Annotated in this window: 29 protein-coding genes; 16 read left to right on the top strand and 13 right to left on the bottom strand. The window is 60.1% G+C overall.

The features are described 5' to 3' along the window. Positions 1-58 precede the first annotated feature (58 nt). Together uvrC and VW35_RS06805 are read right to left on the bottom strand one after the other, a co-directional pair. Positions 59-1,945: an excinuclease ABC subunit UvrC gene (gene uvrC / locus VW35_RS06810; protein ID WP_046142201.1), complete on the bottom strand. Its 1,887-nt coding sequence runs from the start codon at positions 1,943-1,945 to the stop codon at positions 59-61. Next, positions 1,942-2,718, bottom strand: a complete 777-nt coding sequence (locus tag VW35_RS06805) for an SDR family oxidoreductase (RefSeq protein ID WP_046142200.1) — start codon at positions 2,716-2,718, stop codon at positions 1,942-1,944. The genes uvrC and VW35_RS06805 overlap by 4 nt, the downstream gene beginning before the upstream one ends. A gap of 234 nt (positions 2,719-2,952) precedes the next feature. On the opposite strand from VW35_RS06805, the gene VW35_RS06800 reads away from it, so the two are divergent. After that, positions 2,953-3,870 carry a DMT family transporter gene (locus VW35_RS06800; RefSeq protein WP_046142199.1) on the top strand — a complete coding sequence of 306 codons (918 nt, stop codon included), beginning with the start codon at positions 2,953-2,955 and terminating at the stop codon, positions 3,868-3,870. Between the two features lies 1 nt (position 3,871). Here the strand turns inward: VW35_RS06800 and VW35_RS06795 are convergent, their stop codons facing one another. After that, entirely contained in the window at positions 3,872-4,267 is a 396-nt protein-coding gene (locus tag VW35_RS06795) for a DUF2177 family protein (protein ID WP_046142198.1), read from the bottom strand. A 111-nt stretch (positions 4,268-4,378) separates the two neighbouring features. Here VW35_RS06795 and VW35_RS06790 point away from each other — a divergent pair, with 111 nt between their 5' ends. Next, positions 4,379-4,816, top strand: coding sequence for a hypothetical protein (locus VW35_RS06790; RefSeq protein WP_046142197.1), 438 nt, complete (start codon positions 4,379-4,381; stop codon positions 4,814-4,816). A 45-nt stretch (positions 4,817-4,861) separates the two neighbouring features. Here the strand turns inward: VW35_RS06790 and VW35_RS06785 are convergent, their stop codons facing one another. Together VW35_RS06785 and VW35_RS06780 are read right to left on the bottom strand one after the other, a co-directional pair. After that, a complete protein-coding gene (locus VW35_RS06785; protein WP_046142196.1) occupies positions 4,862-5,329 on the bottom strand; it encodes an SH3 domain-containing protein in 468 nt (155 codons plus the stop codon). Between the two features lie 177 nt (positions 5,330-5,506). After that, positions 5,507-5,929: a MarR family winged helix-turn-helix transcriptional regulator gene (locus tag VW35_RS06780; RefSeq protein ID WP_046142195.1), complete on the bottom strand. Its 423-nt coding sequence runs from the start codon at positions 5,927-5,929 to the stop codon at positions 5,507-5,509. A 196-nt stretch (positions 5,930-6,125) separates the two neighbouring features. Here VW35_RS06780 and VW35_RS06775 point away from each other — a divergent pair, with 196 nt between their 5' ends. From VW35_RS06775 to hemH, 3 genes are all read left to right on the top strand, one after another. Then, positions 6,126-7,022, top strand: a complete 897-nt coding sequence (locus tag VW35_RS06775) for a LysR family transcriptional regulator (protein ID WP_046142572.1) — start codon at positions 6,126-6,128, stop codon at positions 7,020-7,022. Positions 7,023-7,035: 13 nt separating this feature from the next. Further along, positions 7,036-8,652 (top strand): HoxN/HupN/NixA family nickel/cobalt transporter, encoded by a 1,617-nt coding sequence (locus tag VW35_RS20495; RefSeq protein WP_161796867.1) that lies wholly within the window; start codon positions 7,036-7,038, stop codon positions 8,650-8,652. An 86-nt stretch (positions 8,653-8,738) separates the two neighbouring features. Next, positions 8,739-9,761, top strand: a complete 1,023-nt coding sequence (hemH, locus tag VW35_RS06765; protein WP_052951552.1) for a ferrochelatase — start codon at positions 8,739-8,741, stop codon at positions 9,759-9,761. Positions 9,762-9,764: 3 nt separating this feature from the next. Here hemH and VW35_RS20490 read toward each other — a convergent pair whose 3' ends face one another. From VW35_RS20490 to VW35_RS06750, 3 genes are all read right to left on the bottom strand, one after another. Beyond that, positions 9,765-10,076 (bottom strand): SH3 domain-containing protein, encoded by a 312-nt coding sequence (locus VW35_RS20490; RefSeq protein ID WP_052951551.1) that lies wholly within the window; start codon positions 10,074-10,076, stop codon positions 9,765-9,767. Between the two features lie 65 nt (positions 10,077-10,141). Further along, positions 10,142-10,435 carry a hypothetical protein gene (locus tag VW35_RS06755; RefSeq protein ID WP_046142194.1) on the bottom strand — a complete coding sequence of 98 codons (294 nt, stop codon included), beginning with the start codon at positions 10,433-10,435 and terminating at the stop codon, positions 10,142-10,144. A 382-nt stretch (positions 10,436-10,817) separates the two neighbouring features. Continuing rightward, positions 10,818-11,201: a hypothetical protein gene (locus VW35_RS06750; protein WP_046142193.1), complete on the bottom strand. Its 384-nt coding sequence runs from the start codon at positions 11,199-11,201 to the stop codon at positions 10,818-10,820. A 116-nt stretch (positions 11,202-11,317) separates the two neighbouring features. Here VW35_RS06750 and VW35_RS06745 point away from each other — a divergent pair, with 116 nt between their 5' ends. The 3 genes from VW35_RS06745 to VW35_RS06735 all read left to right on the top strand — a co-directional run bounded on the left by VW35_RS06745 (position 11,318) and on the right by VW35_RS06735 (position 14,888). Then, positions 11,318-11,797 (top strand): hypothetical protein, encoded by a 480-nt coding sequence (locus VW35_RS06745; protein ID WP_152662509.1) that lies wholly within the window; start codon positions 11,318-11,320, stop codon positions 11,795-11,797. A gap of 2 nt (positions 11,798-11,799) precedes the next feature. Further along, positions 11,800-12,279: a hypothetical protein gene (locus VW35_RS06740; protein ID WP_046142191.1), complete on the top strand. Its 480-nt coding sequence runs from the start codon at positions 11,800-11,802 to the stop codon at positions 12,277-12,279. 149 nt (positions 12,280-12,428) lie between these two features. Continuing rightward, positions 12,429-14,888, top strand: a complete 2,460-nt coding sequence (locus VW35_RS06735; protein ID WP_161796866.1) for an SIR2 family protein — start codon at positions 12,429-12,431, stop codon at positions 14,886-14,888. Positions 14,889-15,178: 290 nt separating this feature from the next. Here VW35_RS06735 and uvrB read toward each other — a convergent pair whose 3' ends face one another. Beyond that, positions 15,179-17,665, bottom strand: a complete 2,487-nt coding sequence (uvrB, locus tag VW35_RS06730) for an excinuclease ABC subunit UvrB (RefSeq protein WP_425283758.1) — start codon at positions 17,663-17,665, stop codon at positions 15,179-15,181. A gap of 313 nt (positions 17,666-17,978) precedes the next feature. On the opposite strand from uvrB, the gene VW35_RS06725 reads away from it, so the two are divergent. The 4 genes from VW35_RS06725 to VW35_RS06705 all read left to right on the top strand — a co-directional run bounded on the left by VW35_RS06725 (position 17,979) and on the right by VW35_RS06705 (position 20,645). Continuing rightward, complete coding sequence (locus VW35_RS06725; RefSeq protein WP_046142189.1) at positions 17,979-18,227, top strand: PilZ domain-containing protein; 249 nt, start codon at positions 17,979-17,981, stop codon at positions 18,225-18,227. A gap of 445 nt (positions 18,228-18,672) precedes the next feature. Then, positions 18,673-19,359 (top strand): FMN-dependent NADH-azoreductase, encoded by a 687-nt coding sequence (locus VW35_RS06715; protein ID WP_046142187.1) that lies wholly within the window; start codon positions 18,673-18,675, stop codon positions 19,357-19,359. Between the two features lie 9 nt (positions 19,360-19,368). Then, positions 19,369-19,890, top strand: a complete 522-nt coding sequence (locus tag VW35_RS06710; RefSeq protein ID WP_052951549.1) for a MarR family winged helix-turn-helix transcriptional regulator — start codon at positions 19,369-19,371, stop codon at positions 19,888-19,890. 5 nt (positions 19,891-19,895) lie between these two features. Then, on the top strand, positions 19,896-20,645 hold the full coding sequence (locus VW35_RS06705) for a phosphotransferase enzyme family protein (RefSeq protein WP_046142186.1): 750 nt from the start codon (positions 19,896-19,898) through the stop codon (positions 20,643-20,645). A 6-nt stretch (positions 20,646-20,651) separates the two neighbouring features. Here the strand turns inward: VW35_RS06705 and VW35_RS06700 are convergent, their stop codons facing one another. Together VW35_RS06700 and VW35_RS06695 are read right to left on the bottom strand one after the other, a co-directional pair. Continuing rightward, positions 20,652-21,122: an SRPBCC family protein gene (locus tag VW35_RS06700; protein WP_200896878.1), complete on the bottom strand. Its 471-nt coding sequence runs from the start codon at positions 21,120-21,122 to the stop codon at positions 20,652-20,654. Then, on the bottom strand, positions 21,115-21,468 hold the full coding sequence (locus VW35_RS06695) for an ArsR/SmtB family transcription factor (protein WP_046142184.1): 354 nt from the start codon (positions 21,466-21,468) through the stop codon (positions 21,115-21,117). Before VW35_RS06695 ends, VW35_RS06700 begins: the two co-directional genes overlap by 8 nt. Positions 21,469-21,583: 115 nt before the next feature. Here VW35_RS06695 and VW35_RS06690 point away from each other — a divergent pair, with 115 nt between their 5' ends. Continuing rightward, entirely contained in the window at positions 21,584-22,225 is a 642-nt protein-coding gene (locus VW35_RS06690) for a dihydrofolate reductase family protein (RefSeq protein WP_046142183.1), read from the top strand. A gap of 42 nt (positions 22,226-22,267) precedes the next feature. Here VW35_RS06690 and VW35_RS06685 read toward each other — a convergent pair whose 3' ends face one another. Beyond that, the gene (locus tag VW35_RS06685; RefSeq protein ID WP_046142182.1) at positions 22,268-22,669 is read right to left on the bottom strand and encodes a hypothetical protein; all 402 of its coding nucleotides are present in this window, start codon (positions 22,667-22,669) and stop codon (positions 22,268-22,270) included. A 338-nt stretch (positions 22,670-23,007) separates the two neighbouring features. Between VW35_RS06685 and VW35_RS06680 the strand changes: the two genes are divergently transcribed. The 3 genes from VW35_RS06680 (at position 23,008) to VW35_RS06670 (ending at position 26,091) form a co-directional block, all read left to right on the top strand. Continuing rightward, positions 23,008-23,604: a Spy/CpxP family protein refolding chaperone gene (locus VW35_RS06680; RefSeq protein WP_046142181.1), complete on the top strand. Its 597-nt coding sequence runs from the start codon at positions 23,008-23,010 to the stop codon at positions 23,602-23,604. 243 nt (positions 23,605-23,847) lie between these two features. Continuing rightward, positions 23,848-25,068 carry an aminotransferase class V-fold PLP-dependent enzyme gene (locus tag VW35_RS06675; protein ID WP_152662508.1) on the top strand — a complete coding sequence of 407 codons (1,221 nt, stop codon included), beginning with the start codon at positions 23,848-23,850 and terminating at the stop codon, positions 25,066-25,068. A gap of 117 nt (positions 25,069-25,185) precedes the next feature. Further along, positions 25,186-26,091 (top strand): DMT family transporter, encoded by a 906-nt coding sequence (locus tag VW35_RS06670; RefSeq protein WP_046142180.1) that lies wholly within the window; start codon positions 25,186-25,188, stop codon positions 26,089-26,091. A 3-nt stretch (positions 26,092-26,094) separates the two neighbouring features. On the opposite strand, the gene VW35_RS06665 is transcribed toward VW35_RS06670, so the two are convergent. Beyond that, positions 26,095-26,484 carry a DUF2147 domain-containing protein gene (locus VW35_RS06665; RefSeq protein ID WP_046142179.1) on the bottom strand — a complete coding sequence of 130 codons (390 nt, stop codon included), beginning with the start codon at positions 26,482-26,484 and terminating at the stop codon, positions 26,095-26,097. Positions 26,485-26,672 lie beyond the last annotated feature (188 nt).

Below are 26,672 nucleotides of genomic sequence, written 5' to 3'. Positions count from 1 at the left end.
GACGCGCGAGGGTGGCAGATTTCGACACCGGTCCGACATTTTTTCAACTTTTCGACGCTCAGGTCCGGTTGAAGTGGTCGTAGACCAGTTGGGCCATGGCCTTCGAAATACTCGGTACGCTTTCGAGATCGAGGAGGCTGGCGCGCGCCACGGCCTTTGCCGATCCGAAGTGATTGAGCAGAGCGCGTTTGCGGGTCGGTCCGATGCCGTCGATTTCGTCCAGCGGGTTTTTGACGACATCCTTCTTGCGTTTGGCGCGATGGGTGCCGATGGCGAACCGGTGGGCTTCGTCGCGAAGCCGCTGGACATAATAGAGCACGGGATCGCGATGGGGCAGCATGAAGGCGTCCTTACCTTCCATGAAGAATTTCTCGCGCCCGGCGTCGCGTTCTTCACCTTTGGCGATGCCGATGAACGTTACTTCCTTGGGGAGATTGAGTTCGGCAATGACCTGCCGAACCGCGTTCAATTGACCGGCCCCACCGTCGATGAAGACCACATCGGGCCAATCGGGCATGCCGGTCTGTTCGTCTTCGGCATCGGTTTCGCTTTCGGACGCGAGGCGCGAGAAGCGGCGGGTCAACACTTCGCGCATCATCCCAAAGTCGTCGCCAGCCGTGATATCGGAGCGGATGTTGAAGGTGCGATAGTGTTTTTTGGAAAAACCCTCTTCGCCCGCGACGATCATGGCGCCGACCATGTTGGTGCCGGAAATGTGGGAGTTGTCGTAGACCTCGATGCGGCGGGGAGGCTCGTCGAGGCCGAAGCAATTGGCGACGCCTTCAAGAAGGGTACGGTTCGATGCGCCCTCGGCGAGTTGGCGACTGAGCGCCTCACGAGCGTTCTGGAGCGCATGATTGACCAGATCGCGCTTCTCGCCACGCTGCGGTGTCTCAATGCGCACCTTATAGCCCGCGCGACTACGCAGCGCCTCCTCGATGACGTCGGGTTCGCTGAGTTCGTGGCTTAACAGGACGAGACGCGGCGGGGTGCGGTCTTCGTAGAACTGGGCGATAAAGGCTTCGAGGACTTCGGCATCGGACAGGGTGTCATCGGCTTTTGGGCGGAAGGCATGGTTGCCCCAGTTCTGAAAGGCGCGGAAAAAGAACACCTGAACGCAGAACTGGCCGCCTTCGTGATGAATTGCGAAAACGTCGGCTTCCTCGACGCTTTTTGCAGTAGCATCGCCCTGCGACTGGATAAGAGCAAGGGCGGACAGACGATCGCGCAGAAGTGCCGCGCGCTCAAAATCGAGTTCTTCTGCTGCCTTGGCCATGTCGCGCTGCAGATGATCGCGAACCGATTGCGATTTGCCGGTCAGAAACAGGCGCGCGTCTTCGACCAGTTCGCCATAGGCCTCAAGACTGGTTTCGCGCGTGCATGGCCCAGCACAGCGCTTGATCTGGTATTGCAGGCAAGGCCTCGTCCGGGCGGCATAAAAGCTGTCCGAGCAGTTGCGCAGCAAGAATGCCTTTTGCAAGCTCGCGATGGTGCGCCCGACGGCGGTCGCCGAAGCAAAGGGGCCGAAGTAATGTCCCGGACGACGGCGGCTCCCACGATGCTTGGTGAGCTCGGGCGCCTCGTGATCCGTAGCGATCAGGATATAGGGGAAGCTCTTGTCATCGCGCAGCAGGACGTTGAAGCGCGGCTTGAGACGCTTGATGAGGTTGGCTTCAAGCAGCAGAGCCTCTGCCTCGGTCTCGGTGCGCACGAACTCCATCGAAACCGTCGCCATGACCATCCGCTGAATGCGTACGGAGAGGCCTTCGGGTCGCGTATAATTGGTGACGCGGGACTTTAAGCTCCGCGCCTTGCCGACGTAGATCACCTCGCCGTTTTCATCGAGCATGCGATAGACGCCCGGCGCCGAGGGCAGGGTGCGGACGAAATTTCGGATGACCTCCGGACCGGAGGGGACGGGAAGGCGCGTTTCGGTATCGGTCATTTTCGAGGAGTTGGGCCCCTACGGGCCGGATAATCCAAATGCTTGCCGCCATCGAGCGCGAGCATCTGGCCCGTGAACGACGACATGGAAAGAATAGCGAGTACGCCTTGGGCGATCGCTTCGGGATCGGCGTGACGCTTGAGCGGTAGCGACTGGATGCTCTCTTTGAAGTCCGAGTCGCTTTGGCCGGAATGGGGCAAGACAGGTCCTGGGCCGATGGCATTGACCCGGATCGCGGGCGCGAAGGTTTGCGCCATGGTCTGGGTGGCCGTCCAGAGAACGGATTTGGAGAGGGTATAGCTGAAATAAGCCGGGCTCGGATGAAGCACCCGCTCGTCAATCATGTTGATGATATTTCCCTCAATGCCAGCGGGCAGTTGGCCTGCAAAGTCGCGAGAGAGAAATATGGGTGCTTCGGCGTGGATCGAAAAGTGTTTGTCCCACGTCTCGTCGATCACATCGCGGCTACTGTCCGGCTCGAAGACCGAGGCATTGTTGATCAGAACAGTGAGCGGGCCGAAAAAACCGGCAGCCTTAGCGATGAGGCTTTCCCGCGCGTCACGGTTTGCCAAATCCGCCTGCAGCGAAGCTGCTCGGCCCCCTTGGGAGGTGATCTCGTCGACAAGCGTCTTCGCTCCTGCGGCGCCCGATCGGAAATGGATAACCACCGGGTAGCCCGCGGAGGACAAAGCACGGACGATCGCTGCGCCGATACGGTCACTGGCGCCGGTGACGAGGGCGGGACCGGGTTGATTCGTTCTGAGCTGAGACATCGGCAGGACAATAGGCCGGTTCGCCGGCCCCCTTCAATCATGGATCGGATAGGAGAACAACTACATGCCGACGCGTGACGGCGTGTTGGACCAGCCCGCTGACAGAAGCCGGCAGCAGGACATTGTGAGCGCCTCGCAGCTCAGGCGAGAACCTCGATGGTCAGCATTGAGCGCTTGCGGTAGCGTGCGGGTGCGCTGCACGGATGCAAAGCGCCACATAGCCTTCCGGTGACCATGCCTCCCTCTTCGCTTCATGCTGCGGAAAACCGCGGCCGTGCCATCGCTCTCACGCTGACGACAATCGCAACTTTCGGCATCCAGGATGCCGTGGCCAAATTGCTGGTGCAGGAATATTCCCCGTTCCAGACGACGATGATGCGCTATTGGGGCTTTACCATCTTTGCCCTCGTGATCGTGGCGAGGCAGGCGCCGTTGCGGCAAGCGCTGAGATCGAAGATGCCCAAGCGGCAGATCATGCGGGGCGTCCTCTTGATGGCCGACATCTGGTGTTTCGCGATTGCGCTGCAGACCGTTCCTTTGGGCGAGTTGCAATCGATCGTGATCGTCTATCCGTTGCTGGTGACGGTTTTTGCCATTCCTCTGCTCGGCGAGAAGGTGGGCATTTTTCGTTTTGCGGCAGTGGGGGCGGGGCTTGTCGGCGCGCTCGTCATCCTCCGGCCAGGCGGTGTGCCGCTTGATTGGGGCGCAGGTTTTGGTCTCGCCTCGGCGACGCTCTACGCGCTCTATATTGTCCTGACGCGCCAGGTTTCGGGGGCCGATAGCGCGGCGACGAGCCTTGCTTATGCTTCCGTCGTTGGCCTCGTTATGTCGAGCGCCGTGGGCTTCTTCTTCTGGCAGCCAATGGCCTGGCCCGACTTTGCCATGGTCATCCTCACCATGGCGACGACGTGCATAGGCCATGGTCTCATGGTTTATGCCCTGACGATGGCGCCAGCCAGTGTGCTCCAGCCCTTCAACTATTTCTCGCTGCCTTGGGCCATTGTCCTCAGCATCGTGATCTTCGGGCAATGGATTGATCCCATTTCGCTGCTCGGCGCAGGCATCATTGTCATTGCCGGGCTCATCGTGATGGCCCGGGAACGTCAGAAGCGCGTACCGGTCGTCGGGGTGGCGCCAGTCGGCGAAGAATAATTCAGGCGAAAAAGCGCGAAATCCAGACGCCGGCGGCTGAACTGACGGCGGTTAGCGTTGTCCCCCAGGCCATGTCGACCGCAGCAACCTTCGGCGAGAAGCCGGAAATGGTCGAAAGATTGGTCAGGTCATATGTGCCATAGGCAACAAAGCCGAGGACAGCGCCATAAAGGAGTGCTTTGACAATGTCGCCGTCGGCAGGCGCGGCGACCAAGACAACTACGCCCGCGACGTAGGCCAGATAGAAGAGGCCGGCGATGACCAGGTTGGGACGATCCTGCATCAGATCGCCCAGCTCGGGCATGTAGAAATTCTTGCCCATGGTCGAAAGCCAGATGAAATCGAGCGGGAAAAAAACCAGCGCGACGGCGGCGTAAAGGATCAGATACTTGGTCACGGCTAGCCCCTCGGTGTGAATTGAAAGTTGAACGTCCAGCCAAGCGTTGTGGATCACTTGCACCACACCGCACGAATGGGCATGTCATGGGTCATAGAAGGGGGCTGATATATGTGGCTCATACAGATTGCTTTGGTGCTGATGCTGATCGGTGGAGGGTGGAGCATCCTCAGCCGTGGCAAGGTCACGCGAACGCGCGAGGCCCTGACGATGCGCCGCGTCGATGCTTACATCGAGACCATCCGGCGAGAGCGCACCAACCGTGAGCTTGTTGCCATGAGCGATAGTGAACTGCGGGACCTGCTGCATGCCAGCGCGCACAATTATCGCCAGGCGCTGCTGCGGCGTGGTTGGATCTTGTTGGGCGCGGGGGCAGTCACGTTGTTTTCCGCGATCGTCATCGCCAGCCAGGACGGTTGGCGCGGGTTTGGAATCACGATGGCGGTGGGCGCGGTCGTCGCCTACGGGCTTAGCGAATTTCTTGCGCGGCGGGCGAGGCTTCCGCTTGAAAAGCACGGCATTGAAGTCGAACGCCTGACCGTAGACTGAAACACCGGGCGCGACGGCCCGGTGTTGCAAGTTTGCGTTTGCCGGTTAGCTGCCGGCGCAGAAGTAGCCGTTGGGGCCGTTGAAGCAGAAGCTGGCGCCAGGACGGGTCGGGTAGGGCGTCGGATAAGGACGCGATGGGCCAGGGTTCCAGTGCGGCGGTCGCGGCGACGGGTTCCAATGCGGCGGCCGGGGTGGACGCGGGTTCCAGTGCGGCGGCGGCGGCGGATCATAGTCGTTCCAACCACCACCGTTGCCGCCTTGGGCCAGGTAGTTTGCCGAGACCCAGCCATCCGGGCCGCGCTTTTCAACAAAGCACCAGCTGCCTCGGCAGTACTGGATATCGACCCGTTCGCCACGGCGCAGGGCGTCGACAACGGCATAGCCGGTGCCCGGGCCGGAGCGAACATTGACATTGCCGGTTGCAATCGCAGGAGCGGCAAAGGCCGCTGCCGTGGTCGCGAGCACGGCCATGGTGGCGAGGCCGGATGCGAGCAGTTTGCGATGTGGAGCCATTCGAAATCTCCTTACGTGTGGTAGCTTGTTATGCCTGACACCTATTAAGCGCATCCCGGATGAACCCAGACTGAACGGAGCCTTTAGATTCAGGAAAGCCCTTCCGGCACCAAGCGATAACGCTTGGATTGAAAATGCGCGAAACTCGTTGGCGTTGCCCCGGCCCCAAGGCCGCCGTCAAATTTGTAGAAGTTCGGTGAACCGGCGCAGAATGTTGCCGAACTTCCGGCGCTGTTTGGGCTTTAGTTCGCCCATCAGCGCCTCTTCGAGCTGCGCCCAGTGATCCGCAAGGCTGTTCCGGATACGGATCCCGCGATCCGTCAGCGCGACGCCGGGTACCAACTCCGGACCCACGGCTCGGCGTTCGATCAGGTCCCGCTCGATCAGACGCGACAAACGGTTGATCAAGTGCTCGGACGGGAGGCCCAGCTTTTCAGCCAGATCGATTTCCGTCGCCCCAGAGCGGCCGAGTTCAAAGAGCACCGCATCGTCGCCAGGCTCCAAACCACGTTCCTTGAGCGGCACGAGAAGTGCCTTATGCGCCATTTGGCCGGCAGCGATGAGCCGATAGAGCGCGGAATTTGGTGACGGTTTGGACATGAGCGGAAAAATAGTCCGAACTCCCGTGGCGCGTCGATGACGGTTCCATCCTATCGTTAATCAGGCAACGACCAAGGGGCGTTATTGTTCACTCTTTGCAGATGAGTTATGCGTGGATTGCCGAGGCCTGGCAGCATAATGCTCCGAGGCGAATGCGGGTGGACGCGAGGCGTCTGATCTTTGAGTGGAGGCCAAATTGCAGGATCTCGCCCGCATCCGAGCTTTCGTGCAAGTCTTTGACGCGGGGGGGTTTTCCTCTGCAGCAAGATTGCATGGACGATCAAAGGCGCTGCTCAGCAAATACGTCACCGATCTTGAGGATTACCTCGGCGTGAGGCTGATGAATCGGACGACGCGGAAATTGAGCCTGACCGAAGCAGGGGAGGCCTATTACCGCGAGGCTTCATCGCTGCTTCAGCAGCTCGACGACCTCGACGCCACGATTACCGATCAGACAGCGGAGCCACGTGGCATGCTGCGCGTATCGGCGCCCCGTAATTTCGGCGAGTCGACGCTGGCGCCGGCAATCTTCGAATATCTCAAAAAGTTCCCGAAAGTGGCGCTCGATCTGCGACTTGAGGACCGCTATGTGGACCTCGTCGATGAGGGTATCGACGTTGCCTTGCGCATTTCGACCTTGGCGGACTCCTCGCTGATCGCCCGCAAGATCGCCGACATGCATGTGGTGGTGGGGGCGGCGCCGAGCCTTCTCAAAACGCTAGGCACGCCAAAGCATCCGGACGATTTGCGGCACTTGCCCTGCATCGTCGACGTCAATCTCCAGGGTCAGTCGAACTGGCGCTTCATCGAGAATGACAAAACCATTTCAGTGCCGGTAACCGGCCCCTTGCGGGTCAACTCGCCACTCGCCGCGCGCACGGCAGCGGTCATGGGTCTTGGTTTCGTCGTATTGCCCTCCTATCTCGCCGATCCGCTGGTTGCGAGCGGAGAACTCGTGCCAGTGCTGCAGGGCTTCTTGCCGACAGGACAGACGTTGCAGGCGGTTTATCCCCATCGTCGTCATCTGGCTGGTAAAGTCCGGGCGCTGATCGACCATCTGGTGGACTGGTTCGCCACCCACCCGATTAATTGACGGAATGTCTGGCGTGAGTTTTTCGCGACTCGTTTTAGGAGCGGCACACTTTCTTGCCGCGATCGTGGTTTTCCTCGGTCTCGCTCAGCCCGCGATTGCTCACCCGCATATCTTCATCGATGCCAAGGTTGACGTCGTCTTCGATGCGCAAGGCCGGATCACCGGGCTCCGCCATCACTGGACGTTCGACAGCGCCTTTTCGGTCTGGACAGTGCAGGGGCTCGACAAAAATAACGACGGCTCTGTCGACAGCTCCGAACTGCAGGAGCTTGCCGACGAGAACATGGTCGGCCTGGCGGACTATGGTTTTTATACGTTTGCGGGCGATGGCATGGCCTTCGCGGCGGCTGGCGACCAGAAAATGGTCTACCGGGACAATCGCGTAACGCTCGATTTTTCCATCGACGCCGAAGAGCCGGTAGCCCCCGGACACCGCTTCGAACTTGGCGTCTATGACGCCGAGTATTACGTCGCGATCGGCTTTGCCGATGTGGGCGATGTGACTCTCGTCAATGCGCCAGCCAGTTGTGGAGCGGAATTGGTACCGCCGCAACCGATGGATAAGGCGACTGAAGAGCGGCTCTATTCGCTGGGTCCTGAAGTTCTGGAGCTACCGCCTGATCTCGCTGCGGCGATGCGCGGCACACAGGGGATGATCGTTATTTCCTGCGCCGAAGCACCGGCACCAACGACAGCCCTCGAAGCGACGGAACAGGTTGCCGTCAGCCGGCCCTCGGCCCCGTTTGGCGGTCCCCCGCCTGAACCGGGGTTGAACCTGCCGCGGTCGGGTTTTTTTGGTTGGCTGCAGGATCAGCAGCGGGCGTTTTATGGTGCAATGACGCGTTCGCTCGACGCTTTGCGTAACGACTGGACGGCCTTTTGGGTCCTTGGTGGATTAAGCTTTCTTTATGGCATCTTCCATGCTGCCGGTCCTGGCCATGGCAAGGTGGTCATCTCGTCCTACGTCTTGGCTAACGAACACCAACTGCGCCGCGGCATCGCGCTCAGCGCCGTCTCGGCTTTGCTTCAGTCCCTTGTGGCCATCGCTTTCGTGCTTGTGCTGGCGGGCCTCTTGCGCCTTACCAGCACGGCGATCGGCGATGCAGCGCATTGGGTTGGCGTTCTGAGCTATGGGCTCGTTGCAGCGCTCGGCGCCTGGCTCGTGATCCGCAAGATTTTCGGTCTCGGACACCATCACCACCATGCGCCGGAGGCGCGGCAGGACATCTGGCATGATCACGCACATGAAGACCACCACCACGACCACGACCATCCCGAGCACATGCATCATGCCGTCTCGCCGGCAGATTTGAGTGGCAATTGGCGTGAGCAACTTGGCGTGGTGCTGGCCGTGGGGCTGCGGCCCTGTTCCGGGGCGTTGGTGGTCATGGTCTTTGCGTTGTCGCAGGGTTTGCTGGCGGCCGGTGTCGCTTCAGTGCTGCTGATGGGGCTCGGCACGGCCATAACGGTCGCGGTTCTGGCTTCGCTCGCCGTGGGTGCCAAGGGGTTGCTCGGCCGCCTCGGGGGCGAAGAGAGTGTGTTGGCGCAGCGGATCGTCTGGTGGGCAGAGCTCGCCGGTGCGGCTTTGGTGCTGCTTTTCGGCATTCTACTCTTGATCGCGAGCCTCTAGCGCGACCCAGTGCCGCCTTGCGGCGGGGCGAGAAGCGGCTATGGTGCGGCCAAATTCAGGACTCATTCCAAGACCGGCCCCCTAAAATGTCCGAGCATCTGCCCAAAGATCATCCGCCCGTTCCGAAGCAAAAGGTGGGCGTGCTGCTGCTCAATCTCGGTACGCCTGATGCAACCGATTTCTGGAGCGTGCGACGGTATCTCAAAGAATTTCTGTCCGACCCGCGCGTGATCGAGACCAACAAGTTCATCTGGTGGCCGATCCTTAACCTGATCATCCTAAATTTCCGGCCGCAAAAGGCGGGGCATGCCTATGCGCAGATCTGGGACAAAGAGCGCAATGAGAGCCCGTTGCGGGTGATCACACGGGCGCAGACCGAGGCGCTGGCGGCGCGGATGTCGGGTGACGGCGTGATGGTCGAATATGCCATGCGCTATGGCAATCCTTCGACGAAAAGCGTGCTTGAAAAGATGCAGGCGGCGGGGTGCCAGAAAATCCTGCTGGTGCCGCTTTATCCGCAATATTCGGCGACGACCACCGCGACGGCGAACGACAAGGCGTTCGATGCGCTCAAAGAAATGCGCTGGCAGCCGGCGGTGCGCACGGCGCCGGCTTATTTCGAGGACCCCAAATATATCGAAGCGCTGGCCAATTCGATCCGTGACGGCGTCGCCAAGCTCGATTTCGAGCCCGATGTGGTGATCACCTCATATCACGGCATGCCGGTGGAATATCTCAAGAAGGGCGATCCCTACCACTGCCAGTGTTACAAGACGACACGGCTGGTGCGGGAGTATCTGGGCTGGCCGAGGGAAAAGCTGATGGTCACGTTCCAGAGCCGCTTCGGGCCGACGGAATGGCTGCAGCCCTATACTGACAAGACGCTGGAAGCGTTGCCGGGGAAGGGGATCAAGAAGGTCGCGATCCTGGCGCCGGCGTTCTCGGCGGACTGTATCGAAACGCTCGAAGAGATCTCGATGGGCGGCAAGGATACATTCATGGAGGCGGGCGGGGAGAACTATGCCTATATCCCGTGCCTCAACGACAGCCCCGGCGGCATGGACATGATCGAGGCCATGGTGCGCCGGGAGCTGAGCGGCTGGCTCTGAAGCCTAGAACAGCTTCTGCTCGACTGTCGGGTTCGACAAGAATCCGGGCGGGGTGACGGCGATCTTGGCGGACCAGCCGACGATCCAGGCGGCGTCTACCCAGCCGAGATCGGCGACGTGGCACCATTCGTCATCGGTGGTGCAATAATCGAGCAGCACCTGCGTGCCGTTGGTCAGGGCGCCGATGATGCGGTATTGCGAGCCGGGGCCGGTGCGCACGGCGACATTGCCGCCCGAAACCTGGGCGATGGGCTCAGCCATGGCCGGAGTGACGGCGAGGGCGGCGAGAAGGGTGGCGGCGGCAAGGGTTCGCATCGGGGACGCTCCGGATCGACTTTTGAGGTAAATGGCCCCAAAGCGGGCTGGTTGCAAGCCCGGCCTCAATACCGGATCGGGCGCTTGCGCTTGATCTCGGCGATGCGCTCGGTGTCGCCGGCGCCGAGATAGCGGCCGCGCTCGAGGATTTCGAGGGTGAATTCCTCGTAGGTGAGACCCAGCATCGCGGCGCGGCGGGCGCGGAGGACGGCGATGTCGTAGGGGGCGTCGAACGCCTTCTTCTTGGCGGCGGCCCATTCGAAATAGCGGCCGATGCCGTTGCGGCCCCAGGGTGGTGCATCGTCGTCGAGCGGGGGACCGCCATTGGACAGACGATCGGAAAAATCAGCGTCACTCATGAGGCGAGTGTGCCGCGCGCCGCCGGACGCGTCCAACGAAGCTTTCTTATTGCGGTGATTGAGCCGTTTGATCGGACGTGCCGAAACGCCGCCCGGCCTTGCGGCTTACGGTGACACGGGTAACGGGCGGCCTTTGGGCCTTCCGACTAGGGTAGAACGGTCCAAGGGCCCGTCACAGGCCAGAGTTGCCAGCGGGTCCGGTTCAGGCATACCCTGTTTTTCTGGTATGGCTGCCGCATTCTTATCCCCACCCGGAGGAACGCCTTCCCCCACCGGCCATTCCGCCCGGCCCTGCGTAGGGGCCGCGTGACTGACGGAACGGGGGCAGTATGGCGCAGGTTTTCCGGGGCGGGGATAAGCTGCATAAGTTTCTTTTCTGGCGTCACAGATGCTTCGATGGAAAGCCGTCGGCGTCGAGCGCCGGGGCGTAGACGCGCTGCGCCGACCGCAGCCCGTCCGCCGTATAGCGGGCATAGCGCTCCTCGAAGGTCAGGCCGGCGGCGGTGAGCCGGGTGACGAGGATGGCGAGGTCGGCCATGGTAAAGGTTTCGTCCTCGACGAGAAGGCGAAAGCGCGGCAGGCCATGCTCGCGCGCATAAAGGCGGTTGGCCAGCGTAATCATGCGATTGCAGGCGCGGATCGTCGAGAGGCCCAGGGCGCCGCCGGGCTTGTTGAAGCGGATGACATAGGACATCGCCGTGACGTCGCTCTGCAGGCGATTGTAATTGACGATGCGCCGATCGCTCAAAATGGGTCTGCCGCTCATTGCTGCCTCCGTTGCCGATTGAGGAGTGTGCGCGGCGCCGGAGGGGGAGGGGATAAATCCCGTGGCCAGACGGGCCGGACCGGCACTAAACTGGGGCTGGAGCGGAGGAGGCACACATGAGGGGTTTGCGGCATCTGGGATTTTTGGCGATCGCTGCCGTGGCGTCGGGAAGCGCTGTCGCGGCAGAGACGCTGCCCGAGGGCTGGCACCTGCAGGTGGACGATTTCGGCGGCGCGCCCGAACTGATCCTCGCCTGGTACGAACCGGGCACAGGCGACGTCAAGGCGGCGGTCAGCTGCTCGGAGGGCTTTGCCGACGTGGTGCTGACGATCTATGTCGACGCGCCAGCGGCGGTCGATGCCGCGCCTGTTGCGGTTGTGCTCGAGAACGAGGGCACGCGCTTCGCATTCGAAAGCCCGATTGTCGACTATAACGGGTTTTCAGTCGGGACCATCACGCGCTTCGGGCCCGAGCTGACGGCGCTGCTGCAAAGCGGGTTTTCCGTCACCCTCGACGGGGTGGAGCATCAAAAGTTCGACGCCAAGAGCGGCAAGGGCGAAATCGACCGGATCCTTGCCGCCTGTCCGGCAGACTAGGCATGGACAGGACCGTCCACATCTATACCGATCACAGCCCGATCAGCATCCTGCTGGTGGTCATAAAACTCGCGATGGTGGTTTTCGGGGTTTTGTTGCTGGCGCAGGCGTTTTCGCGGGGCGAAGCGGGAGAGGTGCTGTGGCTGGCGGTCGTGTTGATCGCCGGCGGCGCGGTGTTCGGCGGCTACGACCTGATCAAACTGCTCGACCGCTCGCCGCAGCTGACCATGTCGCCGGACGGCTTAGTCGATCATCGGGCTGGTGTCCCAAAGGTCATTCCCTGGGAGCATTTTCGTGCGCTCGGCTATCGCAGCGGCAGCCAGTCTTCGGGCTGGACGCTGGAGATTTTTCTAGAGGATGGCGGCCATGTGCTGGTGCCGGCGAGCCATCTGGCGGTGAAGCCACGGGAGTTGGTGCGACTGGTGCAGGACTTTGCGCCGGGGGCGGAAGTGGATCGGCGGTTTAGGCTTTGGTTGGGGTGAGATCGGGAGGCGTGTCCTTGACCCCCCCCATGACGGCGCATACCGCGCGATGAGCGGAAACCTCCGAGAATGCCGAGTAAATCTGCGAGGTGATTGTGAAATTAGTAAATGCTGCTATGCAAACCTGAAGGTTCATATTGGGGGATGTTGTGAACGAAGACAGGTTAGCCGAAGCTATTGAGCATGCCATTTCGGGCTCGGCGATATGTTTCTTGGGGGCAGGTTTCTCAACGCTTGCGGGAGATAGTGGTGGGACCAGGAAAGTTCCGAGTTCGTCTGAATTGACAGACGAGCTCTGGAAGCTTGCAAATGTTCCGCCAGAGCCTGGTTCTAGCCTTACGGATATTGCCGAGTTCTTTGAGGCGAATTCACGAGGAGCGGAACTTGCTGCCTATCTCGGAAAGCGTCTCACCTTTTGCAAACCTGCCCCAGTGCAGGAAACGATACTTAACCTGCCATGGCGTGCAATTTTTACAACGAACTTTGACGACATAGTCGAGCGCGCGCTGCCGGAGGACAAAATACAAGTTGTATCTCCCATAAGGCGTCCGAATTTTATACTTACTGACAAAATTCCTCTATATTATCTTCATGGTCGCGCTCTTGATTTATCAGAGAGGTCTGGAGTTGCTAGCTTAGTTCTCTCAGAGTCAAACTATCTTGATGTTAGAAGTAAAGATTCGGATTTGTACGCGGCATTTGTAAATGAAATTCATGCCGCTTCGCAGATATTCTTTATTGGTTATTCTGTGCGAGACACGGAAATTGCGTCCCGGATCGTGACGTTAGGCGACAGTCTACGACGTAAGTCCGTGGTCATAGCGAAACCAGGTCAAGGGGCTGTCGCGAATGCCCGCTTGCAGAAGTTTGGCGATATCGCTGGCATAGGTGTCGAGGGGCTCGCGGCTGCTTTGGAGGCGCAAGCGCACGAGCCGGTAATAAGAGACTCGGGGCTTGTGTTCCTGAAGGCCGTGGAACGGCCTGAGCCGGTGACTGAAGTCACAAAGGGGGACGTTGATAGTCTAATTCTGACAGGCGAATTTAATCGCGATTGTTTCAGCGCTCAGCGTCGGAAGATAGATCCTTCGGACGTGTACTGTGTCGACCATACGTCCAAAATTGGGGAGATTTTGTCACCGAAGACCCGTGGCGTTAATCGATTTTTGATCACATCAGATATTGGCAACGGGAAGTCCACCTTTTTAGGGCAACTTACGGTGTGCGCGATAGAAGATGGATTTTCTGCGTACATAATAGATTCTACGCTAATTGAAATTTATCGCGATGTGGATACGATTCTTTCAAGAAAAGAAAAATGCATCTTTATTGTTGATGATCTTATAAGATATCGAAACATATCAAAATATATTGGAGAGCGTCTGCATGATAGCGCAATTTTAGTTTGCACTACACGCGATAGTTTTGGTTCGCTGAAGTTCGGCAGGGCAACTGAATTGCTTTCCGGTGCTGTTCGGGAGGTGGCGCTGGATCGGTTGAGTGCAGATGAACTAAACTCGTGGGATCAGTTTCTTGAACGCTGGGGTTATTGGGAGCAGCGGATTGAGATGAGCCCAACTGAGAGAGTGAAATTTCTCAGCGAAGATTGTGGCGCTGAGAATAGATCGATTGTCGTTTCGGTCTTTCAAAGTTCCAGCATTTCTAAGAAGATCGCAAATATAGTAGATTTTTTCCTCAGGAATAACGAAGAACATCTTACCCCGTTTGTGGCAATACTGGTCGCTTCGCTCTGTCAGAAGCACGTGCGCTGGGATCAGATTGTCGCTTGGCTAAATATTGATGAGGATGGGTTTAGATCTGCTCTAGCGAAAGATGATATTTTCGATTTCCTTTCTCCAAATCGGAATTGGCACTTGTTTACGTCAGCGCAACTAGCTGATCACATATTCAGAAGGTTCGATCTGAATAAAGACGTTATTGTTGATGTCTACTCGCGGATCGTCCGTGAGACCGCCTATAGTTCGAATGACTCTAGATCAGGTGGGGATTCACGAGAGAATCTAAAGGAACTTATGAAGTTCCGCTTCCTAACTCGCTTGTTTGGCGAGGGCAGCGACGCAGCAAAGACTATTGAGGCCGTGTACAGTCGGCTGTCTAAAGTTAAAAAAATTCGGCTGAACGATCAGTTCTGGTTGCAGTACGCTATGTCATGTATGGAAAGGAAAGACATCCCGGACGCTGAAACCTATCTCAACACTGCCTTAGGTTTAGCTGAAAAGAAGGGGATGGACTATGATGACGACCAAATTATTGATCAGCGAATTCGATTGCTACTGATGAAAAATGCCCAGCCGTCCTACAAAATTAAGGAAGCTGAAATTTCTATTGCACTCGAAGATCTGACATCCTCCTTGGCAAATCCATTGCAGACAAAAATATATCCTATCAGATCTGCGACATATATTTTGGAATTGTTGGATTCAAAAATAGACGAGATTGGAAGAAACACTATGTCTGAAATTGGCATTGTTCTAGACACGATGAAATCGATTTTAGACGATAACAAGCAGTTGCCAAAATCTCAACGGGGAGAGACGTCAAAATTGCGCGAACAAGTGCGTCGGGCGCGCTTGGTAGTTCAGAACAGTTAGCGTGCGTTTTCCATGACGCTTGCGCACTAGGTAATCCAGTCGACAGATCGCTGCACTGGGGCGATCTGTCGACGGATAGCCGCATACGCTTGACTCCGGAATATTCCTAATCCACTTCCCCCGACAACGTGTCCAGCTCCATCTCGCGGAGCCGCTTGACCTCGTCGCGCAGTCTTGCTCGGCCATTCGAGCGCAGCTCTCATGGCCTTCTCGCCTCAAATCGCTCCACTGGAGCGATTTGCCGGACGTTGTCCGGACGCCTCGAAGTCTCGAAAATTCGAGAAAGCGGCTTAGTCGACTTCGCCCGACAGGGTATCGAGCTCCATTTCGCGGAGGCGTTTGACTTCGTCGCGGAGCCTTGCAGCCTTCTCAAACTCAAGGTTCGTCGCGGCCTCGCGCATTTCGCGTTCGAGGTCTTTGATGACCGTCGCAAGGTTGTCTCCGGTGACGACCTTCTCCTTGCCGTCCTTGCCTTTGCCGATGCTGATCGTGACGTGGTCTTTTTCGTAGACGCTGTCGACGATGTCGTTGATGCGCGCCTTCACACTTTGGGGCGTGATGCCGTTGGCTTCGTTATAGGCGATCTGCTTTTCGCGGCGGCGGTTGGTTTCGGCGAGGGCGCGTTCCATGGAGCCGGTTTCCTTATCGGCATAAAGGATCACGCGGCCATCGACGTTGCGCGCGGCGCGGCCGATGGTCTGGATGAGGGAGGTTTCCGAACGGAGGAACCCTTCCTTGTCGGCGTCCAAAATGGCGACGAGGCCGCATTCGGGAATGTCGAGACCTTCGCGGAGGAGGTTGATGCCCACCAGCACGTCGAAGGCGCCGAGGCGCAGGTCGCGGATGATCTCGATGCGCTCGATGGTGTCGACGTCCGAGTGCATGTAGCGGACCTTTATGCCCTGCTCGTGCATGTATTCGGTGAGGTCTTCGGCCATCTTCTTGGTGAGCACCGTGCAGAGGGTGCGATAGCCCTTGGCGATGGTCTGGCGGATCTCGTCGATGACGTCGTCCACCTGATGGGTGGCGGGGCGGATTTCGACCGGGGGATCGATGAGGCCGGTGGGGCGGATGACCTGTTCGGCAAAGACGCCGCCGGCCTGTTCCATTTCCCATGAGCCCGGGGTGGCCGAGACATAGACCGATTGCGGGCGCATCGCGTTCCACTCCTCGAAGCGGAGGGGGCGGTTGTCCATGCAGGAGGGGAGGCGGAAGCCGTATTCGGCGAGCGTCGCCTTGCGCCGCAAGTCGCCGCGATACATGGCGCCGAGCTGGCCGATGGTGACGTGGGATTCGTCGACGAAGACCAGCGCATTGTCGGGCAGGTATTCGAAGAGCGTCGGGGGCGGCTCGCCGGGCTTGCGGCCGGAGAAGTAGCGCGAATAGTTTTCGATGCCGGCGCAGGAGCCGGTGGCTTCCATCATTTCGAGATCAAAGAGGGTGCGCTGTTCGAGGCGCTGGGCCTCGAGGAAGCGGCCGGCGCCGTTGAGCTCCTGGAGGCGCGCGGCGAGTTCGGACCGGATCATCTTGATGGCGCCGGTGGTGGTGGCGCGCGGGGTGACGTGGTGCGAGTTCGCATAGATGCGGATGAATTTTCGCTCGCCCACGGTCTTGCCGGTCAAGGGATCAAACTCGACGATCTTTTCGACCTGGTTGCCGAAGAGCGAGACGCGCCAGGCGGCGTCTTCATAGTGGGACGGGAAGATTTCCACGGTATCGCCGCGGACGCGGAAGGAGCCGCGGGTGAAGCTTTGCTCGTTGCGCTTATACTGCAGGGCGACGAGCTTTTGCAGCATTTCGCGCTGGTCGATGGTGGCGCCCTGGGAGACATCGACGATCATGGCGGAATAGCCTTCCACCGAGCCGATGCCGTAGATGCACGAGACCGAGGCGACGATGATGACGTCGTCGCGCTCCATCAGCGCCCGCGTCGCCGAGTGGCGCATGCGGTCGATCTGCTCGTTGATGGTGGATTCCTTCTCGATATAGGTGTCCGTGCGGGGGACGTAGGCCTCCGGCTGGTAGTAGTCGTAGTAGGACACGAAATATTCGACGGCGTTTTCCGGGAAGAAGTGCTTGAACTCGCCGTAGAGCTGGGCGGCGAGGGTTTTGTTTGGCGCAAGGATCAGGGCCGGGCGCTGGGTGCGCTGGATGGTCTGGGCGACCGTAAAGGTCTTGCCCGAGCCGGTGACGCCGAGGAGGACCTGGTCGGTTTCGCCATTCTCGATGCCTTCCACGAGTTCGGCGATGGCGGTCGGCTGGTCGCCGCGGGGGACGTATTCGGTCGCGAGCTTGAAGGCTTTGCCGCCTTCGAGCTTGGCCGGGCGCGCGGGACGGTGGGGCACCCAGGGGGAGGAGCCTTCCACCTCCTTGCGGCCGTGGAGAATGATCTGCTCGAGCGCCTTGACCGTGGCGGTGATGCCAACGGTCTGGGCGTTCTCGAGGGATTCGCCCTTTTTGGCCTTGTTCTTCTTGACCGAGGCGTCGAGGGCTTCGCGGAGTTTTGCCTGCGCTTCGGGATCAGCGGCGGCGGCGCGGGAAATCTCGCGCGCGGTGACCTTCTTGCTCGGCATATGGCCGAAGCCAGCCTGCGGGGCTTCGCCGAAACCGTCGAAATCGACGCGGTCGACCGAGTTGATCTTGGTCTTGTTGGTTTTGGGCGCCATGCCGGTGGCGGTGTCGTAGTTCGCCTTGGTGGTGCGGCGCTTTTCGAGCGCGGTTTTCGGCTCTGCCTTTTCCGCAGCCTCGGCGCGATCGAGCGCGCGCTTGTTCTTCATGCGCTCGGCATAAAGGGGCTTACTCGCCTGGATGTCCTCGGCCTTTTCGATTTCGGCGAAGAACTCGTCGATGGAAAATTCGGCTTTGCCGGGGCGTGTGGACTTGGGGGCCATGGCTCTTCTCAGCAGGACGGGGACGGGCAGGAGAACCCATAGATGGGGGTCCTGTCAGCCAATGTCAGCAGGGGGAACGGAGTGCAGTTGTTAACATATTGTGAACGGAGAGGGAACGGCGGAGAGGCAGTCGCAACCTTAATAAAATGCGACGGCCCCTGTTAGGTTCACATTCGCCACTAGCGCGCCTCTTGAAAGGATGAAGACCTTCATCGAGCGGCGCAAGCAGAAGCGCCTGGCGGTCAATATTCCGGCGAATGTGGTGAGCGAGGATGGGTTGAAGCGCCTGGCCGTCGCCATCGTCGACCTGTCGCCAGCCGGTGCGCTGATCGAGTTGCCGGCAGGCGAGGCGCTGCCAGGACGCTTCACGCTGCTCTTCGAACGGCAGATGCAGAGCTGCCGGCTCGTATGGACCCATGAGCAGTTCAGCGGGGCGGAGTTTATGTAGAGCCAGGAATTGGCTTGAGAAGTCGACGGAGCAGCCGCTGGCGAAGTTGGTTCGCGGCAGATTTTGACCTTGCCGGTGCCGATGATCTTGACGGGCCGATGTTGGCCGCCGTTGCCGATGCCCAAGGAACTTGCGGACCATTGGCCCCGCTGGTGGCACTGCCACGCTAAGCGAACGCGGCACCTCTGCCAATGAGCACCTTGGCGGTCAAGACGGTAGCGGCGACAGTGAAAATCCTGGTCGTTTCAGTTTCCCTCAAACTGCGGGTTAGGTCCTCCGCCCCTCCCGCTTGTTGAGGCCGGCTGGCGTCCGATCGGCTGAACTGCCTCTGAATGCTGCGTTTCAAGAACCGACTGACCACATTGCTGATGCGCAGAAATGGTATTGACCTAATATCGTCTATAAAATAGATGATCTGCATTGAAGATTTTATGGAGAGCAGACGATGCCTTCGATTTACCGCGTTGACGCCAGTATCCGCCTCGACGGTTCCGTCAGCCGCGCCGTGGCCGATACGCTTGAAAGCGCACTCATGGCGGAACTGAACGGCGCAGATGTCATCAGGCGCGACGTGGGGCTGACGCCTCTGCCGGCGACCGCTTGGGCTGGGGCAGTGTTCGGGCCGTATGTGCCGGCGGAGCAGCGCACACCGGAGCAGGCAGAGGGTCTTGCACTGGCGCGGCAGCTTGCAGATGAACTGCAAGCCGCCGATGCGGTAATCTTCGCCGTACCGCTCTACAACTTCGGCGTTTCTCAGCACTTCAAAGCCTATGTCGACCTGCTGCTCACCGAGCCGCGCTTTGCACCGGGCGCCACGCCAGCGGTTGCGGGTCGTCCTGCGCAGCTGATCATTACGCGGGGCGGTGGGTACGGGCCGGGCACGCCGCGCCATGGCTGGGATCACGCAACGGCCTGGTATCGTCGCATGCTGGCCGATGTGTTGAAACTCGACCTCGAGATCGTCGAAGTGGAACTAACGCTTGCCGATGTCACGCCAGCGATGGAAGCCCTGCGCGGCGCTGCTGCGGAAAATCTCGCCAACGCCCATTCGACCGCGCAAACGCAGGCCCGCGCGCTGGCACGCCGGCTTGCCGACAGCACGGTTCTCGACTTGGCGGTTGGCGCCCGCTAAAGAGAGGTCATGAGCAAAGCCGAGCCGAAAGACCACGAGTTCTTGTCTGCTGCCAGCCTTGGTTGGGCGTTGGCGAAGCTTCTGCGCGATTATCAAAAGCAGGTCGAGGCAGCCCTCAATGGGCTGCCGGGCGGCTCGCGATCATTTCTGGTCATGTCGATCGTCGATCGCGAAAGGTGCCAGAGCCAGATTTCGATCGCCGAAAAGATCGGGCTGGACAAGACGACGTTGACCTATCTACTCGATGGGCTCGAAGGGCAGGGCCTTATCAAGCGGGTGACGGATCCCAACGACCGGCGCAGTCGCCATATCGTTCTGACCGAGCAAGGCGTCAAGGCGCTTGCCCAGCACAGCAAGGCAGTCCAGGCGGTTGAGCACGGTCTCTTGGCCCGGCTCGGGGGCGATGAGGCGAAGCTCTTTCAGACCTGGCTGTTTCGCGTGGCTGGGGTGGGCGAAGGGTTCAAGCCGCCCCTCGACGAAGCAGAGACAGCGGAGATTTGCCGCGCTTCGCTCGCGAGCGAAAGCCGATAGGCTTCATGGCCAAGACGGGCTGGGAGACACTTCGGCAGTGGGGCGCGGATGCGGAGCGGGTCGAGCGCCTGACAGGCGGCAGTTCCAACGATGTCTGGAGCGTGCGGATCGGCGGACGCCTCGCGGTGGCCCGGCTGGGCAAGCGGAGCGACGCCGACCTCGCCTGGGAAACCGAACTGCTGCATCATCTCGATCGCAACGGCCTTCATGTGCCGGTGCCAATTCCTGCAGCGGATGGCCGACCGTTCGTCGATGGTCTTGTGGTCATGCAGTACATGGAAGGCAGTCCGCCGGAAACGGAGGGCGATTGGGAGCGTGTAGCTGCGACCGTCCGGCATCTGCATGAACTGACACGGGCATGGCCGCAGCGGCCGGGCTGGCGATCCTCGCTGGATCTGCTCGTCCAGACTTCCGGCACCCGTATCGATCTCACTGCCATGCCGGCTGAGGCGGTGACGCGGTGCCGTGCGGCATGGGCGCGGATGCGGGGCCGGCCGATGAGCGTCGTTCACGGCAATCCCAATAATCCGGGCAATGTGCGCATGACGGCGGATCGGGTTGCGCTGATCGACTGGGACGAGGCGCATGTCGATGTGTCGGAGCTCGATCTGGTCTTGCCGCATAATGGGGCAGGGCTGGTGGGGGTCGAGCGCGACAAAGCCGAACAGGCAGCGGCGGCATGGGAGGCGACGGTCTGCTGGAAAGACGACTATGCCGAGCGCCGGCTGGCCGAGGTTCGACCGGTCGCGCAATAGTGCGCGTCAGCGCGAGAGCCAGCGATTGAGGCTATCGAGCGTTTGCATTCCATATTCGACCGCGCCAAAGCCGATGACCACCTGGCGGCGCGCGCGGCTCGGGTGGAGCTGGCGCATGGTGAGGATGGTCTTGCCATCGGCCTGGACATCGAAGGTGACGGTCACGCGGAAGCGGTCGGGATCGTTCGGGTCTGGCGTGCCGTAATTCATGACGATGCGTTCGTTCGGCACGATTTCGACGAAGTGCATGAGGCCGGGAAAGCGTTGAGGCTTGCCTTCGAATACGCCGACCATGTCGAAGCGCCAATGGCCGCCTTCGCGGATATCGGCTTCGTGGGTTTCGATCTCCAGACCGTCGGGGCCATACCACTGGGCGAGCGCTTGCGGATCGAGCCAGGCGGCGAAGACCTTTTCTCGCGGATGCCGCAAGACCTTAACGAGGACGATCTCGCGATCGAGTGACCAGGTGTCAATCATTGTCGCCACGGCGATCTTCCTTATCGGTTTTATCGAGATAGGCTTCGAGCCGATCAAGCCTTCCGGCAGCGCGGCGGCGCTCGGCTTGCATCCAGTCGGCCGCTTCGTCAAAGCGCGACTGGACCAGGCGGCACCAGCGGCTGCGGCCGCGCTTTTCGCTGGCGATCAGGCCGCAATCTTCAAGCACTTTGAGATGTTGCGCGAAGGACGGCAGCGCCATGTCGAAGGGTTCGGCCAGGACGCTGACCGGTATTTCACCATCGGCGAGGCGAGATATCACCGCGCGACGGGTGGGGTCGCTGAGGGCATGAAACGCAAGGTCGAGGGGCGTTGAGTGATAGGGCATGAGAAAGAGTAGGGCGGGGCTTCGGCGCGGTCAATGATAAAAAGGCAGTTGCCTTAGTGTGGAGATAGGAATATGAAGGTAAGTACCTTAGTGATGACGAGAGTTGGAGGATGTAGTGGCTGTTCGTGTAGACCTGAACATCTCGCTGGATGGCTTTGCGACAACGACGGATCAAACGCCGGACAATCCATTTGGGGAGGATTGGGGACGGCTGGTTGCGGCCTATGTTGCTACGCGGACATTCAAGGAGCGGGTGTTCAAAGATAAAAGTGGCGCGGGCACGACGGGTGTCGATGACAAGTATGCCCGGGCTTATTTTGAGAATATCGGCGCCGAGATCATGGGCGCTGGCATGTTCGGCTTCAACAACCATCCGGACGATCCGGACTGGAAGGGCTGGTGGGGCGACGAGCCGCCGTTTCAGTGCCCGGTCTTCGTCCTTACGCACAGGCAGATGGCGCCGATCGAGATGCTTGGCGGCACGACGTTCCATTTTATCAGCGCGTCGCCGGAAGAGGCGCTTGCCAAGGCTCAGGCCGTGGCCGGTGGCAAGGACGTGCGCATCGGTGGTGGACCGACGACGGTTCGTGCTTTTCTCAAGGCAGGGCTCGTCGACCAGCTCCATGTGGGAATAGCGCCGATCATCCTCGGCAGTGGCATCCGGCTTTGGGATGACTTGCGTGGCTTGGAGCTTGGATATTCGGTCAGGTCCGAAACGGCGGAAAGCGGCGTCGTACACCTGATCTATTCTCGCTAGAAAACGGTTGGCCGCTCGCTGACAGCGGGCGGCCGTGATCGATCACTCGGCAGGCTGCATGCGCGCGCTGCCGCGATGGGCCGGCGCGAAGAACACATAGGCCGCGATGAGAACGCCAGCGGCAGTCAGCAAGGAACCGATCGCGACGAATGGCTCGGCACCGGTATTGCCCTTGAGCAGCAGATAGAGCGCAACGCCCATCATGACGACGCCGACGGTATAGATCCAGAAGTGTATCTTGGGCAGCAGGCCTTCGGCCTTGGCCGGATTGAGCGCGTAGTACCCGCCGAAAATGGCGCTCGTGACCCAACCGAGCAGATTGATATGGGCATGTGCGCCGATGACGTCGTGGTTCTGGCTGATCGACATGGCAAGGCCGAGACCAATGCCGGCGATCAGGAACAAAATCCCGGCGCGAAAGAAGAGATGCGAAATTGCAGGCATGATGATTTCCCCCGAAAGCCGGGCGGATAGTAGACTCTCAACATCCGCGCGGCGGAGCCATAATAACGATTTCGCGAACACTTTGCCAGCGACGCAGCCGGAGCTGACCCGTTGAGTTTAGACGTCTCCCGATGATGCCGGGGAAGCAAACCCGTCGCCGCCGATGGTTGCCGGTCTGGCCGGTCGAGTTGATCTGGCGCTGCGATTTTGTGACGGGGTTGAGGGCGAACATTACCGATCTTGCCAAGTGTTCATGCTCTCGCAATCTCAGCAATAGGCAGTGTGGTCTATGGTCGCGTTCATGCCGGTGGTGCCGGCTTCCCATGCAAGGAAAGACAATGAACACGATCTCCAAAAAGACCCTGGCGGCACTGATGCTGACCGCAGTCGGCCTTTCCGCCGGAGCTCCTGCCATGGCACAGCCCGTGCCGCCCGCTCCCGATGCCACTGCCAGCCAGCCGGAAGCCGGTCCGGAAGGCGGCCCGATGCGCCATGACGGCGGCCCGCGTCGTCCCGGTGGCCCGGGCGACCTTCTCGATTTCGGCCGAGGCGGCGAGGCGATCGAGGTCGCGCTTGTCCGGCTCAGCCACCGCCTGACGCTGACCGAGGAACAGCAGGGTCTGCTCGATACGCTCAAGACCGATGCGCTGGCAGCTGCCGACGATTTTGCCAAGGCAACCGAAGGCCTGCGGCCCCAGCCTTCGGCTGAAGGCGCAACGCCGACGCCGCCGAGCCTCGTTGACCGGCTCGATGCACGCATCGTCATGGAAAAGGCGCATGTGACGGCACTTGAAGCCGTGAAGCCAGCGGTGACGGCGTTTTTCGACAGTTTGACCGATGAGCAGAAGGCACAGCTTCAGCCCCAGGGTCGTCGCGATGATGGTCCGCGCAGCCCGAACCACAAGGGTGGACCGCGTCACGGCGTCGGCGGCTAAGCCTTAAGTCCGCTCCCGCATTCCTTCGGTGGGGGAGCGATGAGCGACAGGGGGCCTGTGCCCCGAAGCGGTCCTTCCTGTCGCCAGACCCCGGCTCTCAACAGCCGGTGCCGGTAGAGCATTTGCTCGCCTGGCCTCCGACCCAAATTCGTCTTGCCGGACGAATTGACCTTCGGGTGGGTCGGAGGGTTTGCTTTTGTCGCGTGGTCGACTACCAATCGGGCTTCTGATGACGGACCCGACATGACCTCCCTGCCTCTTGATCCTCAGCGCATCCGCGCGCTTTTCCCCGCCTTCGCCGAACCGAGCCTGCAAGGTCAGGCGTTTTTCGAGAATGCCGGCGGGTCATATACGGCCAAGACGGTGCTCGATCGGCTCGAGCACTATTATCGCGCGACCAAGGTCCAGCCCTATGGGGTCTATCCCGCTTCGATCGAAGCCGGGGAGGCCATGAACCTGGCCTATGAGCGCATGGCCGAAGCGCTGAACGTTTCGGCGGACTGGATCCATTTCGGGCCATCGAGTTCCGCCAACAGCTATGTTCTGGGCCATGCCTTTGGCGGCTGGCTCAAAGAGGGCGACGCGATCGTCGTTACCAACCAGGATCACGAAGCCAATAGCGGCGCCTGGCGCCGTCTGGCGTCGCGCGGCATCGAGGTGCGCGAGTGGAACGTCGACGGCGGGACTGGACGGCTGTCGCTCGAAGCCCTCGACCGAGTGCTCGATGGCAAGGTCAAGCTCGTCGCCATGCCGCACTGTTCAAACATCGTGGGCGAAATCAATCCCGTCGAGGCGGTGGCCGAGCGGACGCGGGCGCTTGGGGCAGTGCTTGCGGTGGATGGGGTCAGCTACGCGCCCCATGGATTGCCGGATCTCAAGGCACTCGGCGCAGACATCTATCTGTTCTCGGCCTACAAGACCTATGGGCCGCATCAGGGCGTAATGGCCGTGCGGCCTGAACTTGCGGCGCAGTTGCCCAACCAAGGGCATTTTTTCAATGACGCCAAGCCGCGCTATCGACTGACACCTGCGGGACCTGATCATGCCCAGATCGCGGCTTCGGCCGGCATCGCAGATTATCTCGAACAGGTTGCGGAGATTGCCGGTCGTGAGGGCAACCCGTTCCGCCGGGCCCACGCAGCAATGCGGGCGCAGGAAATTGCTTTGGCACGGCCGCTGCTCGACTATCTCAACGGGCGTAACGACGTGAAGCTCATCGGACCCGCAGATCCGGAGGTTCGCGCCCCCACCATTGCGGTGCATCACGCCGAGCCTGGTGCGGTCGTTGCCAAGCGGCTTGCCAAGCACGGGATCATGGCGTCGGGGGGCAACTTCTACGCCTGGCGCTTGATGGAAGCACTGGGCATCGATCCGCAACACGGCGTCCTGCGGCTGTCGTTCGTGCATTATACGAGTCCCGAGGAAATCTCGAATCTCATCAAGGCCTTGGATGCTGAGCTTTAGGGAGTGATTCAACGCCTCAGGTCGTCGGCCTCGGGCTAATCCCGAGGCCGTTTCGCTTGGCCTCGATCAAAGTACAGAGCACGCCGGTGACGGCCGGTGGGAAACAAGAGTTAAAAAATGCCGCGTCCACTTGCTGCCTTGCTGCTGTTGTTGTGCACCATGTTCTGGGGCTTTGCGTTTGTGGCGCAGAAGTCGGCGATGGATTCCATCGGGCCGCTGAGCTTTGCCGGGGTACGCTATATAATCGGTGGGCTTCTGGTGCTGCCGCTGGCGCTATATGAGTGTCGGCGCCGGAAGGTGGCACTGACACCGCGGCATTGGTCGCTCATCGCGGTGCTGTGCCTTGCCTTCTTTTTTGGATCCTGGCTTCAGCAGGCGGGGCTTTCGACGACGACTGCGACCAATGGCGGGTTTTTAACCGGGCTATATGTCTTCTTCGTGCCGCTGATCGGCTATTTCGTTTTCCGATCGCGGCCGCACTGGATCGTTTATGTCGGGGTGCCGCTGGCGCTGGTGGGCATCTACTATCTCAACGGGGGCGGGCTGCACACCTTCAATTCGGGGGATTGGCTGATCGTCGGCAGTGCCGTGTTCTGGGCCATGCATGTCTTGACGCTGGGGCACTTGGCTAACGAAACGGGACTGCCGATCTTTGTTTCGGCAATCAGTTTTCTCGTGGCAGGAACTTTGGCGGCCTTTATCGCGGTGCCGACCGAAGCGCCCACACTGGCCCAGATTTCCGGAACCTGGATGCAATTGGCTTACGCGGCGGTTCTCTCGACGGCGGTCGGCTTCACGCTCCAGGCCGTGGGCCAGCAATATGTGCCGCCGGCCAATGCGGCCATCATTCTTTCGGCAGAAAGCCTTTTTGCCGCGCTCGGCGGAGCCGTGGTGATGGGCGACCGCCTGCCGCCTGTCGGCTATTTTGGCGCTGCGCTGATGTTTCTCGCGATCGTCATGGTCGAGACGGTGCCAGCACTGATCGCCCGGCGCCAAGTTCATGAACCGCGATCGACTAATTGAGGCTCACTGGCCGGCGTAACGATACATCTGGTACGTACGGCAGACGATAAAAGCGACACAGCCCTTGAGCGTGATCTGGTCGGGGCCGACCATAGTGATCGTGCCGCCGGCCTTCTGCCCATAGATGCTGAGGTCGCCCTTCCACTGATTGGGCTTGGTCTGGCGCGCATGATCGATGAGCATGGTGTTCAGATATGGCAGGTTCTCGGCATTGTCTGCGCCGTTACCGAGCCAGATTAACTTGGCGCAGAGCTGGCTGCCATCGCCGCACAGGGTGACTTCGTAGCGCGAGTCGCGCATCTCGATCTCCCAGATGCCAGCGGGAGAGGCCAACGCAGGCGCCGCGATGAGGGCTGCGAGAGCAAAGGCGAAATGACGGGTAAAACGGAACATCAACAATCTCCACCGATGCTGCGATACTGACTGCCGCTGCCTGAATGCCGGCTGAACGAGGGCGGTCATCAGGGCGTCATCAAAGCGATTTAACCTACACCGACTCCGGGTTCCCCATGCATGCCGGAGACGCCTCGCACGCCCCAGGACCGCGAGGCGACCCAAGGGTCCGATGGCCTTTGCCGCGT

It is taken from the genome of Devosia soli (assembly GCF_000970455.1).
GTDB classification, from domain to species: Bacteria; Pseudomonadota; Alphaproteobacteria; order Rhizobiales; family Devosiaceae; genus Devosia; species Devosia soli.
The sequence above is the reverse complement of the archived record's forward strand: the minus strand, read 5'-3'. Positions and strand labels throughout refer to the sequence as shown.

Bases quoted from the DNA above. Each gene is read 5' to 3' on its own strand.
- VW35_RS06715 (WP_046142187.1), top strand. From the start codon at position 18,673: ATGCCTTCGATTTACCGCGTTGACGCCAGTATCCGCCTCGACGGTTCC.
- VW35_RS06665 (WP_046142179.1), bottom strand. From the start codon at position 26,484: ATGTTCCGTTTTACCCGTCATTTCGCCTTTGCTCTCGCAGCCCTCATC.
- VW35_RS06800 (WP_046142199.1), top strand. From the start codon at position 2,953: ATGCCTCCCTCTTCGCTTCATGCTGCGGAAAACCGCGGCCGTGCCATC.
- VW35_RS06780 (WP_046142195.1), bottom strand. From the start codon at position 5,929: ATGTCCAAACCGTCACCAAATTCCGCGCTCTATCGGCTCATCGCTGCC.
- VW35_RS06755 (WP_046142194.1), bottom strand. From the start codon at position 10,435: ATGAGTGACGCTGATTTTTCCGATCGTCTGTCCAATGGCGGTCCCCCG.
- VW35_RS06685 (WP_046142182.1), bottom strand. From the start codon at position 22,669: ATGCCTGCAATTTCGCATCTCTTCTTTCGCGCCGGGATTTTGTTCCTG.
- VW35_RS06750 (WP_046142193.1), bottom strand. From the start codon at position 11,201: ATGAGCGGCAGACCCATTTTGAGCGATCGGCGCATCGTCAATTACAAT.
- VW35_RS06805 (WP_046142200.1), bottom strand. From the start codon at position 2,718: ATGTCTCAGCTCAGAACGAATCAACCCGGTCCCGCCCTCGTCACCGGC.
- VW35_RS06745 (WP_152662509.1), top strand. From the start codon at position 11,318: ATGAGGGGTTTGCGGCATCTGGGATTTTTGGCGATCGCTGCCGTGGCG.
- uvrB (WP_425283758.1), bottom strand. From the start codon at position 17,665: ATGAAGAACAAGCGCGCGCTCGATCGCGCCGAGGCTGCGGAAAAGGCA.
- VW35_RS06680 (WP_046142181.1), top strand. From the start codon at position 23,008: ATGAACACGATCTCCAAAAAGACCCTGGCGGCACTGATGCTGACCGCA.
- VW35_RS06695 (WP_046142184.1), bottom strand. From the start codon at position 21,468: ATGCCCTATCACTCAACGCCCCTCGACCTTGCGTTTCATGCCCTCAGC.
- hemH (WP_052951552.1), top strand. From the start codon at position 8,739: ATGTCCGAGCATCTGCCCAAAGATCATCCGCCCGTTCCGAAGCAAAAG.
- VW35_RS06725 (WP_046142189.1), top strand. From the start codon at position 17,979: ATGAAGACCTTCATCGAGCGGCGCAAGCAGAAGCGCCTGGCGGTCAAT.
- VW35_RS20490 (WP_052951551.1), bottom strand. From the start codon at position 10,076: ATGCGAACCCTTGCCGCCGCCACCCTTCTCGCCGCCCTCGCCGTCACT.
- VW35_RS06785 (WP_046142196.1), bottom strand. From the start codon at position 5,329: ATGGCTCCACATCGCAAACTGCTCGCATCCGGCCTCGCCACCATGGCC.
- VW35_RS06675 (WP_152662508.1), top strand. From the start codon at position 23,848: ATGACCTCCCTGCCTCTTGATCCTCAGCGCATCCGCGCGCTTTTCCCC.
- uvrC (WP_046142201.1), bottom strand. From the start codon at position 1,945: ATGACCGATACCGAAACGCGCCTTCCCGTCCCCTCCGGTCCGGAGGTC.
- VW35_RS06700 (WP_200896878.1), bottom strand. From the start codon at position 21,122: ATGATTGACACCTGGTCACTCGATCGCGAGATCGTCCTCGTTAAGGTC.
- VW35_RS06740 (WP_046142191.1), top strand. From the start codon at position 11,800: ATGGACAGGACCGTCCACATCTATACCGATCACAGCCCGATCAGCATC.
- VW35_RS06790 (WP_046142197.1), top strand. From the start codon at position 4,379: ATGTGGCTCATACAGATTGCTTTGGTGCTGATGCTGATCGGTGGAGGG.
- VW35_RS06670 (WP_046142180.1), top strand. From the start codon at position 25,186: ATGCCGCGTCCACTTGCTGCCTTGCTGCTGTTGTTGTGCACCATGTTC.
- VW35_RS06710 (WP_052951549.1), top strand. From the start codon at position 19,369: ATGAGCAAAGCCGAGCCGAAAGACCACGAGTTCTTGTCTGCTGCCAGC.
- VW35_RS06705 (WP_046142186.1), top strand. From the start codon at position 19,896: ATGGCCAAGACGGGCTGGGAGACACTTCGGCAGTGGGGCGCGGATGCG.